The organism is Pseudomonas sp. NFACC46-3 (assembly GCF_900114515.1).
Classification (GTDB): domain Bacteria; phylum Pseudomonadota; class Gammaproteobacteria; order Pseudomonadales; family Pseudomonadaceae; genus Aquipseudomonas; species Aquipseudomonas fluorescens_Q.
The window spans coordinates 1-10,318 of the sequence record NZ_FOTH01000068.1; the positions used below are offsets into that span (position 1 = coordinate 1).

General features: G+C 61.1%; 8 protein-coding genes and 2 tRNA genes. 4 read left to right on the forward strand and 6 right to left on the reverse strand.

What is annotated here, in order from left to right; translation table 11 throughout:
- Position 1 precedes the first annotated feature (1 nt).
- From BM300_RS29495 to rluD, 5 genes are all read right to left on the reverse strand, one after another.
- Positions 2-78 (reverse strand) — tRNA-Pro (locus tag BM300_RS29495).
- A 7-nt stretch (positions 79-85) separates the two neighbouring features.
- Positions 86-161: transfer RNA gene (locus BM300_RS29500), tRNA-Asn, on the reverse strand.
- Between the two features lie 415 nt (positions 162-576).
- Positions 577-3,141, reverse strand: coding sequence for an ATP-dependent chaperone ClpB (clpB, locus tag BM300_RS29505; protein ID WP_053125348.1), 2,565 nt, complete (start codon positions 3,139-3,141; stop codon positions 577-579).
- 130 nt (positions 3,142-3,271) lie between these two features.
- A complete protein-coding gene (pgeF, locus tag BM300_RS29510; protein WP_092348416.1) occupies positions 3,272-3,997 on the reverse strand; it encodes a peptidoglycan editing factor PgeF in 726 nt (241 codons plus the stop codon).
- A complete protein-coding gene (rluD, locus tag BM300_RS29515; protein WP_063324322.1) occupies positions 3,994-4,956 on the reverse strand; it encodes a 23S rRNA pseudouridine(1911/1915/1917) synthase RluD in 963 nt (320 codons plus the stop codon). Before rluD ends, pgeF begins: the two co-directional genes overlap by 4 nt.
- A gap of 150 nt (positions 4,957-5,106) precedes the next feature.
- Here rluD and BM300_RS29520 point away from each other — a divergent pair, with 150 nt between their 5' ends.
- The 4 genes from BM300_RS29520 (at position 5,107) to BM300_RS29535 (ending at position 9,404) form a co-directional block, all read left to right on the forward strand.
- On the forward strand, positions 5,107-6,123 hold the full coding sequence (locus BM300_RS29520) for an outer membrane protein assembly factor BamD (RefSeq protein WP_092150403.1): 1,017 nt from the start codon (positions 5,107-5,109) through the stop codon (positions 6,121-6,123).
- A gap of 125 nt (positions 6,124-6,248) precedes the next feature.
- Positions 6,249-6,482 carry a PP0621 family protein gene (locus BM300_RS29525; protein WP_063324319.1) on the forward strand — a complete coding sequence of 78 codons (234 nt, stop codon included), beginning with the start codon at positions 6,249-6,251 and terminating at the stop codon, positions 6,480-6,482.
- Entirely contained in the window at positions 6,472-8,061 is a 1,590-nt protein-coding gene (locus BM300_RS29530; RefSeq protein ID WP_063324318.1) for a two-component system sensor histidine kinase NtrB, read from the forward strand. The genes BM300_RS29525 and BM300_RS29530 overlap by 11 nt, the downstream gene beginning before the upstream one ends.
- Positions 8,058-9,404, forward strand: coding sequence for a sigma-54-dependent transcriptional regulator (locus BM300_RS29535; protein WP_092150400.1), 1,347 nt, complete (start codon positions 8,058-8,060; stop codon positions 9,402-9,404). Before BM300_RS29530 ends, BM300_RS29535 begins: the two co-directional genes overlap by 4 nt.
- 226 nt (positions 9,405-9,630) lie before the next feature.
- Here the strand turns inward: BM300_RS29535 and BM300_RS29540 are convergent, their stop codons facing one another.
- On the reverse strand, positions 9,631-9,996 hold the full coding sequence (locus tag BM300_RS29540) for a DUF6124 family protein (protein WP_092225289.1): 366 nt from the start codon (positions 9,994-9,996) through the stop codon (positions 9,631-9,633).
- Positions 9,997-10,318: the final 322 nt, after the last annotated feature.

The window sequence follows — 10,318 nt, forward strand, 5'->3', positions numbered from 1 at the left end:
ATGGTCGGGGTAAGGGGATTCGAACTCCTGACATCCTGCTCCCAAAGCAGGCGCGCTACCGGACTGCGCTATACCCCGATTGAAATGGCTCCGTGACCAGGACTCGAACCTGGGACCCAATGATTAACAGTCATTTGCTCTACCGACTGAGCTATCACGGAACTGATATTTCAAGTTACAACGTTGAAGCTAGCTTCAACCTCTTCTACCCTTACGCATCGCTGCGTTCGTGTGTCTGAGGCGCGCTATTCTACAATCTTCAAAACCTCTGTCAACCCCTTAAATTGCTTTCAAGACAATGATTTGCAACTTATTTTGGATTCCTTCTCAGCGAGAAGTAACCCTTGGGGTGACTGACTGCGGGGCGCACTTTACAAGCCTTTTCCTTTGAGTTCAACGGCCTGATGAAAAAAATGGCGCTTGGAAGCGAGCCCCCCCATAAATCAGGAAAAGAACACCGGCCATGGCGAGGGAGCCTGCTCCCGCTGGAGCGCGAAGCACTCCTCGCTTTTTGAGGGGCCGCTACGCGACCCAGCGGGAGCAGGCTCCCTCGCCACAAAAGCCCAGACAATCGCCTCAGTTGAAGACGATTTCGTCGTTCTCCACTGTACCGGTCACAGTCTCACCCGGCATGAAGCGACCCGACAGGATCAACTGCGCCAGCGGGTTTTCGATCCAGCGCTGGATCGCCCGCTTCAGCGGCCGTGCGCCATAGACCGGGTCGTAACCCACCGCAATCAGCTTGTCCAATGCCTCGTCGCTCAATTGCAGTTTCAGCTCACGCTCTGTGAGACGACTGCGCAGGCGACCCAACTGGATCTCGGTAATGCCGGCAATCTGATCACGGGCCAATGGCTCGAAGATCACCACTTCGTCGACGCGGTTGATGAACTCCGGCCGGAAGTGGGTGGAAATCGCGTCCATCACCGCCGCACGCTGCGCTTCGCGGTCGCCCACCAGTTCCTGGATCTGCGTCGAGCCCAGGTTGGAGGTCATCACGATCACCGTGTTGCGGAAGTCCACCGTGCGCCCGTGGCTGTCAGTCAGGCGACCATCCTCCAGCACTTGCAGCAGGATGTTGAACACATCCGGATGCGCCTTCTCGACCTCATCGAGCAGGATCACCGAGTACGGCTTGCGACGCACTGCCTCGGTCAGGTAACCGCCCTCTTCATAACCGACATAACCCGGGGGCGCACCGATGAGCCGCGCCACGGAGTGTTTCTCCATGAACTCGGACATGTCGATGCGCACCATGGCCTCTTCGGTGTCGAAGAGGAACTCGGCCAGCGCCTTGCACAGTTCGGTTTTACCGACCCCCGTAGGGCCGAGGAACATGAACGAGCCGCTCGGACGGTTAGGGTCCGACAGCCCGGCACGGGAGCGGCGTACGGCATTGGACACTGCCACGACTGCCTCTTCCTGGCCGATCACACGCTGGTGCAGCAGGCTTTCCATCTTCAGCAGCTTGTCGCGCTCGCCTTCGAGCATTTTCGACACCGGAATGCCGGTCCATTTGGAGACCACTTCGGCAATCTCTTCCTCGGTGACCTTGCTGCGCAGCAACTGGTTTTCACTCTTGCCGTGCTGGTCGACCATTTGCAGGCTGCGCTCCAGGTCCGGGATCACTCCGTACTGCAGCTCGGCCATGCGGTTGAGGTCGCCTTTACGACGGGCCGCTTCCAGCTCCTGGCGGGACTGTTCGATCTTCTGCTGGATCTGCGCTGAACCCTGGACTTCGGCTTTCTCCGAGTTCCAGATTTCCTCGAGGTCGGAATACTCACGCTCGTGACGAACGATCTCTTCCTGCAACCTTTCCAGACGCTTCTTCGCCGCTTCGTCGCTTTCTTTCTTCAGGGCCTGGGATTCGACCTTGAGCTGAATCAGGCGGCGCTCCAACCGATCCAGCACTTCGGGCTTGGAGTCGATTTCCATGCGGATGCGGCTGGCGGCCTCGTCGATCAGGTCGATGGCCTTGTCCGGCAACTGGCGGTCGGTAATGTAGCGGTGGCTGAGCTTGGCCGCCGCGATAATCGCGCCATCGGTGATCGCCACCTTGTGGTGAACTTCGTAGCGTTCTTTGAGGCCGCGCAGGATGGCAATGGTGTCTTCCTCGCTCGGCTCCTCCACCAGCACTTTCTGGAAGCGCCGCTCCAGCGCCGCATCCTTCTCTATATATTGGCGGTACTCGTTGAGCGTGGTCGCGCCGACGCAGTGCAACTCGCCACGGGCCAACGCAGGCTTGAGCATGTTGCCGGCATCCATCGAGCCTTCGCCTTTACCCGCACCGACCATGGTGTGCAGTTCGTCGATGAACAGGATGATCTGCCCTTCCTGCTTGGACAGTTCATTGAGCAAAGCCTTGAGCCGTTCTTCGAACTCGCCACGGTACTTGGCACCGGCGATCAAGGCGCCCATGTCCAGGGACAACAGGCGCTTACCCTTGAGGCCGTCCGGCACTTCGCCGTTGATGATGCGCTGGGCCAAGCCCTCGGCAATGGCGGTTTTACCCACACCTGGCTCGCCGATCAGCACCGGGTTGTTCTTGGTGCGGCGTTGCAGCACCTGGATCGTACGGCGGATTTCATCGTCGCGGCCGATCACCGGGTCGAGCTTGCCTTCCTCGGCACGCTTGGTCAGGTCGACGGTGTATTTGTCCAGCGCCTGGCGCGACTCCTCGTGGTTGGCGTCGTTGACTGCTTCGCCGCCACGCAGGTTGTTGATAGCATTTTCCAGCGCTTTCTTGCTCACCCCTTGGCCGAGCAACAATTTGCCAAGCTTGCTGTTCTCGTCCATGGCGGCGAGCAGCACCAGCTCGCTGGAAATGAACTGGTCGCCCTTCTGCTGGGCCAGGCGATCGGCCTGGTTGAGCAGCCGCGCCAGGTCCTGGGACATGTTCACGTCACCGGTGGGATTCTGGATCTTGGGTAACTGGTCGAGTTCCTTGGCCAGTTCTTTGCGCAGACTGTTGACGTCAAAGCCGACCTGCATCAGCAGGGGCTTGATGGAGCCGCCCTGCTGTTCAAGCATGGCCTGCATCAAATGCGCCGGTTCGATACCGGGATGGTCCAGACCGACGGCCAGGGACTGGGCATCGGACAGGGCCAACTGTAATTTGCTGGTTAAACGATCAATACGCATGGGTCACCTTCCTAATGAGCAGGCCGGACCGTGGAAACATCCTGAATGAAGAAACCTGCCAGATACCGTTATAGATGTGGTCGATTCTGGAAGATTCAAGCCGGGCGCCCTTGATACAGATCAGAGAAGTCTAGCGTTCGATCCAGATCAGCGAAGCGAAGCGACCGGTGCGCGGGTTGCGGCGGTAGGAAAAGAAACGGGGGTCGGTCACGGTGCAGAGACCGCCACCGTAGACGGCCGTGACACCATGTGCGGCCAGGCGCAGCCGTGCCAACGCGTAGATATCGGCGAGGAACTTGCCGGCGTTTGGGCTCGCGGCAAAGGCTTGGGCTGCCTGGGGCAGTTGCGCGATGAAGGCTTCACGGACTTCCGGCCCGACTTCAAACGCTTGCGGGCCGATGGCCGGGCCGAGCCAGGCGAGGATTTCATCCGCGGGCACGGCAAGGCTGTCGAGGGTGGCTTCCAGCACGCCGTTCGCCAGCCCGCGCCAGCCGGCATGGGCCGCCGCGACGCGGGTGCCGGCACGGTTGCAGAACAGCACAGGCAGGCAGTCCGCCGTCATCGCGGTGCAGGCGATACCGGGCGTGTCGGTCCAACTGGCATCGGCGGTCGCCACCTGGGCCGGATCAGCCTCGACCACGGCAATGCCGTGGACCTGCTGTAGCCAGGCCGGGGTGATGGCGAATTGATCGGTGAGGCGACGACGGTTTTCGGCGACGGCCGCAGGATCGTCGCCCACATGATCGCCCAGGTTGAGGCTGTCGAACGGCGCCAGGCTGACGCCACCCTCACGGGTCGTGATGCAGGCCTTGACCCGGGCCGGCGCGGGCCAGTCGGGTATCAGCCAGTCACTCATCCGATGAACGCCTCGCGGTCCTGCTTGAGCAATGTCAGCAGCCAGACGAAGTCATCCGGCAACGGCGACTCCCAGCTCATGCGCTTGCCGGTCGTCGGATGATCCAGCTCCAGGAAACGTGCATGCAACGCCTGCCGCGGGAAATTCTTCAGCGATTCGACCATGGTCTGGCTGGCAGCCGGCGGAATGCGGAAACGACCGCCGTAGGCCGGGTCGCCCACCAACGGGAAGTTGATGTGGGCCATGTGCACACGGATCTGGTGGGTCCGGCCGGTTTCCAGCTTGACCCGCACATGGGTGTGGGAGCGGAAACGCTCGAGCACGCGATAATGGCTGACCGCCTGCTTGCCGCCCTCCATCACCGCCATGCGTTGGCGCTGCTGGCCGTGACGACCGATAGGGGCGTTGATCTTGCCACCGGCGGTGACGACCCCGATCACGATGCATTCATAGATGCGACTGACGCTGCGGCTTTGCAGCTGTGTGACCAGCTGTGTCTGCGCCTGGATGGTCTTGGCCACCACCATCAGACCGGTGGTGTCCTTGTCCAGGCGATGGACGATGCCAGCACGTGGCACATTGATAATGTCCGGTACGTGGTGCAGCAAGGCATTGAGCAAGGTGCCATCAGCATGCCCAGCCGCCGGGTGCACCACCAGGCCCGCAGGCTTGTTGATCACCAGGATGTCTTCGTCTTCATAGACGATGTCCAGGGCGATGTCCTGGGCGACCCATTCTCCCTGGGCCTCCTGTTCGGCAGTCAGCTCGAGAATGGCACCGCCGTGGACGATGTCGCGCGGGCGGATCACCGCCCCATCCACAGTCAGGCGGCCGTCCTTGATCCAGGCGGAAAGGCGCGAGCGAGAGTGCTCGGCAAAGAGTTGTGCGGCGACTTGATCGAGGCGTTGGCCGCCCAATTCGGACGGCACCTCTGCGCGAAGTTCTATTTTATCGGACATGCTCGGACTGGGCGTCGGCACAGCCTTTGGTTTCGGCTGCGCGCTTGTGGTTAAATACGGCGTCTTTTGCCCCGAGGCTTTCAACGGGGCGCTCATCATAACAGGACGGCCCCGCCCAAGACAGCGGCCGTCATAGGGACGCAAGCCGCCATGCAAGTGAAACACCTGCTGCTGATCGCCATCCTCGCATTGACTGCTGCTTGCTCGTCGAAGGAAGTCGTAGACGAAAACCTGAGCGAAGTCGAACTGTACCAACAGGCGCAGAACGACCTGGACAACAACAGCTATACCAGCGCCACTGCCAAGCTGAAGGCGCTGGAGTCGCGGTATCCGTTCGGTCGCTACGCCGATCAGGCCCAGCTGGAGCTGATCTACGCCAACTACAAGAACGCCGAGCCGGAAGCAGCCAAGTCCGCCGCCGAGCGTTTCATTCGCCTGCACCCGCAGCACCCGAATGTCGATTACGCCTATTACCTCAAGGGCCTGACCTCCTTCGACCAGGACGTCGGCCTGCTGGCGCGCTTCCTGCCGCTGGACATGACCAAGCGTGACCCGGGCGCCGCGCGCGACTCCTACAATGAGTTCGCCCAACTGACCAGCCGCTTCCCCAACAGCCGCTACTCGCCGGACGCCAAGCAGCGCATGATCTACCTGCGCAACCTGCTGGCCTCCTACGAAATCCACGTGGCCGACTACTACCTGACGCGTCAGGCCTACGTTGCCGCCGCCAACCGTGGCCGCTACGTAGTGGAAAACTTCCAGGAAACCCCTTCGGTGGGTGACGGCCTGGCCGTGATGACCGAAGCCTACCAGCGCCTGCACCTGGACGACCTGGCGGCCACCAGCCTGGAAACCCTCAAGCTGAACTACCCGGATCACCCATCCCTGGTCGATGGCCAGTTCACCCCACGGGTCGACGAAGCGGACAACCGTTCGTGGCTGAGCAAGGCGACCCTGGGCCTGATCGAGTCCCGTCCACCTCTGCCGCCGGGCGAAACCCGCGCCAACCAGGACGTGCAGCGTCAGTTCCAGGACGCCAAGGAAGCCATTCCAAACGAGCTCAAGCCCAAGGACGAAAATGGCGACGTGATCGAAGAAGAAGAGCCTGAGAGCGAATCCACCGATCGCTCCTGGTTCAGCTACATGACCTTCGGTATGTTCGACTGAGGCCAAGGCCTCAGCAAAAAGGGAGACCCGCGGGTCTCCCTTTTTTATGCCTGGGTTTTATTGCGCTGTGCGCCGTTCCTGTCCTTGGCTAAACTGCCTGATCTCTAGCCAAAAAGCCGCCCATCATGCTTCGTTTACTGTTCTGGATCGCCCTGATTGCCGCCGCGGTATGGTTCTGGCGCAAGTTCAAGAGCACCTCATCCGCGCCGAACGCTCCCCGGGAGCAGGACGCACCCCCCATGGTTCGTTGCGCCCATTGCGGCGTACATCTGCCCCGTGACCGGGCCCTGGCCCTCGAACAACAATGGTATTGCAGCCAGGCTCATCTCGAGCAAGGCCCGGGCACTCGTGATCGCTGAGGCCTCAAGCCCACGCGAAAAACAGGCGCAGCGCCTGCTGCGTCTCTATCACCTGTATCGCCTGAGCATCGGCATCACCCTGGTGCTGCTGATCTCCAGCAAGCTGGACAACCGCCTGCTGGAGTTCGCCAACGACGACCTGCTGCGCAACGGCAGCTGGTTGTACCTGGTGCTGAACATCCTGCTGGTGGTGTTCCTTGAGAACATTCGCCGCCCCGCCCGGCTGTTCGGCCTGGCCCTCACCGACGTTCTGCTGCTTTCGTGGCTGTTCTTCGCCGCGGGCGGTGTGCCCAGTGCCATCGGCAACCTGCTCATTGTCTCGGTAGCCATCGGCAATACGCTGTTGCGAAGCCGGGTCGGCCTGTTGATCGCCGCTGTCGCCACGATCGGTATCGTCGGGTCGACTTTTTTCCTCGGCCTGAGCGATTCAAACCGTCCCAGCAGTTATCTGCAAGCCGGCACCCTCGGGGCGCTGTGTTTTGCCGCCGCCCTGCTGGTACAGGGCCTGACCCGGCGACTGGAAGCCAGTGAAACCCTGGCCGAGCAACGAGCCAGCGAGGTGATCGGCCTCGAAGCGCTCAACGCACTGATCCTGCAACGCATGCGCACAGGTATCCTGGTGCTCGACCGCGAGCGGCGCGTGCAATTGGCCAACGAAAGCGCCTTGAACCTGCTGGGCATACACGACCTGGTCGGCCAGCGAATCGATGACTATTGCACCGCCCTGGTCGAACGCCTGCAATTGTGGCTGAACAACCCCAGCCTGCGTCCCCCCAGCCTGACCGTGACCGGCACAGGCCTGACCCTGCAACCGAGCTTCATCGCCTTGGGGCATTACGATCAGCAGCAGTTGCTGGTATTCCTTGAGGACCTGGCCCAGGTTGCGCAGCAGGCCCAGCAACTGAAACTCGCTTCCCTCGGGCGCCTCACTGCTGGCATCGCCCATGAAATCCGCAACCCCTTGGGCGCCATCAGCCACGCAGCGCAATTACTGCGCGAATCCGAGGAACTGAACAACGCGGATCGGCGTCTGACGCAGATTATTCAAGATCACTCCCAACGAATGAACCGCGTCATTGAAAACGTCCTGCAGCTGTCTCGTCGCCAGCAAACCACCCCCCAACGCCTCGACCTGCGGACCTGGCTCGACCAGTTCGTCCGGCAGGCCCGTGAAAGCATGGCCGAGCACCAGCACTTGCACCTGAGCATCGACCCGGGTGACTACACCACGCTGATGGACCCCGACCAGTTGACCCAGGTACTCGACAACCTGCTGCGCAACGCCTGGCGCCACAGCGCCATGGCCCACGAACAGGCCGAGGCCTGGCTGAAACTGTTCATCGACCCACACAGCCAGTTATCCACCCTGGACATCATCGACAACGGCCCTGGTGTGACGCCAGAGCAACAGGCACATTTGTTCGAACCCTTCTTCACCACCAGCAGCCAGGGCACCGGCCTTGGGCTCTATCTGTCCCGTGAGCTGTGCGAAAGCAACCAGGCCCGCCTAGACTTCAAACCACGCCAAGGCGGCGGTTGCTTTCGCATCACCTTTGCTCACGGACGGAAACAGATTTGAATACACGCTCACGGCAACGAATCCTGATCGTCGATGACGAACCGGACATCCGCGAACTCCTGGACATCACCCTGGGCCGGATGAAACTCGACACCCGCAGCGCCAAGAACCTCGCCGAAGCCCAGAACCTGCTGGCCGGCGAGGCCTTCGACCTGTGCCTGACCGACATGCGCCTGCCCGACGGCACCGGCCTGGAACTGGTGCAACACATCCAGCAGCGTTACCCCCAGCTCCCCGTGGCAATGATCACCGCCTACGGCAGCCTGGAAACCGCCATCGACGCCCTCAAGGCCGGCGCCTTCGACTTCCTGACCAAACCGGTAGACCTGGGTCGGCTGCGGGAACTGGTCACCAGTGCCCTGCGCCTGCCGCCGGTCGCCACGCCTGGCACCACCCTCGAGCGCAGCCTGCTGGGCGACTCGCCCCCCATGCTCAGCGTGCGCAAGCAGATCGAAAAACTCGCCCGCAGCCAGGCACCGGTGTACATCAGCGGGGAATCGGGCTGCGGCAAGGAACTGGTCGCCCGGCTGATCCACGAACAAGGCCCCCGTGCCAACCTGCCCTTTGTACCGGTCAACTGTGGGGCAATTCCCACGGAGCTGATGGAAAGTGAGTTTTTCGGCCATCGAAAAGGCAGCTTCAGCGGCGCCATCGAGGACAAGCCAGGTTTGTTCCAGGCCGCCCATGGCGGGACCTTGTTCCTCGATGAAGTGGCCGACCTGCCCTTGGCGATGCAGGTCAAACTGTTGCGGGCGATCCAGGAAAAGGCCGTGCGCGCTGTTGGCGGCCAGCAGGAAGAAGTGGTGGACGTGCGCATCCTCTGCGCGACCCACAAGGATCTGGACGGCGAAGTGGCCGCCGGGCGCTTTCGCCAGGATTTGTATTACCGGCTGAACGTCATCGAACTGCGCGTCCCGCCATTGCGTGAACGCCGCGAAGACATCGAGCTGCTGGCCAATCACATGCTTCTGCGCCTGGCAGCCAACACAGGCAGTCCACCGGTCAAGTTGCATCCCCAGGCGTTGGACGCTCTCAGGAGTTACCGTTTCCCGGGCAACGTGCGTGAACTGGAGAACATGCTCGAACGGGCCTACACCCTTTGCGAACAGCAGCAGATCGAAGCGGATGACCTGCGTTTGGCCGAGGGTAATGGCAGCGCAGAACCGGGCAACCCCGACTTGATGCAGGTCGATAACCTGGAAGACTACCTGGAAGACGTCGAACGCAAGCTGATCCTCCAGGCCCTGGAGGAAACCCGCTGGAACCGCACGGCGGCGGCGCAGCGGTTGAAGTTGTCGTTTCGGTCGATGCGCTATCGGTTGAAGAAATTGGGGTTGGATTGAGCATGTGGCCGGCTCAGCTCAACCAATGGCTGGGTCTGCACCGAATGGCAGGATCTACACCGAACTGTGTGGCGAGGGGATTTATCCCCGCTGGGCTGCGCAGCAGCCCCGAACCTGGCACCTCGGTGTATCAGGTTGTTTGAGTAGCTGCTTTTTGGGGCTGCTTCGCAGCCCAACGGGGATAAATCCCCTCACCACAGGTGCTGTGTTCGCCTTGGCAGCTTTTCTAGCCCTTCGGCACCGGCACCTGCTCGTCCAGCACACGATTGGCTAGCAGCTCACTCAACTCGATCAGCTGTTGCACGCCCAATGCAACATGCCGTCGCGAGCCGTCGAGTTCGAAGGCCAGGTCGCTGATTGTTGCGCTGGCTGAGGCCAGGGTTTCGCTGAGGTTGGCGAGGAGGCATTCGACGTCGATGCCTTCCACGACGGTGAATAGCTGGTTTGAGGGTGGTTTCTTTTTGGCTTCAGGCTTTGGGGCTAGGTAATAGTCGAGGGCGCGCTTGGCGGCTTCGTCGAGCTTTTTGGGGTTGAGGCTGGAATTGGGAGAAGCGTTATTGGTTTCTGAAGGTGATGGAGGTTTGTTACACATTGCGGTACTCCAAAGGGGGAATGGACTACCAAGTTTTCGGGCCGCGACGCCCGATCGCTGAATTGGCAGCGACGGGAGAAGGTTAGCTAGAGCCCTTCCCACTCGGCAACCGCCAGAGATCGTCGGAAAAGTCTGCTTAAATTTGAGGGTTGTCCGACCATTCCCACAAATTCTGGTCGGCTGTCAGGGCATCGGGAGTGTGTATATCCATTTCTGCGGTAACGGCTACTTAGGGTTCCGCCCTGACGGCGGGTCACTTTCGAAAAGCGCGAAAGTAACCAAAGCGCTTCTGCCCCACCACTCGGCACCTCGCCTAGGCTCG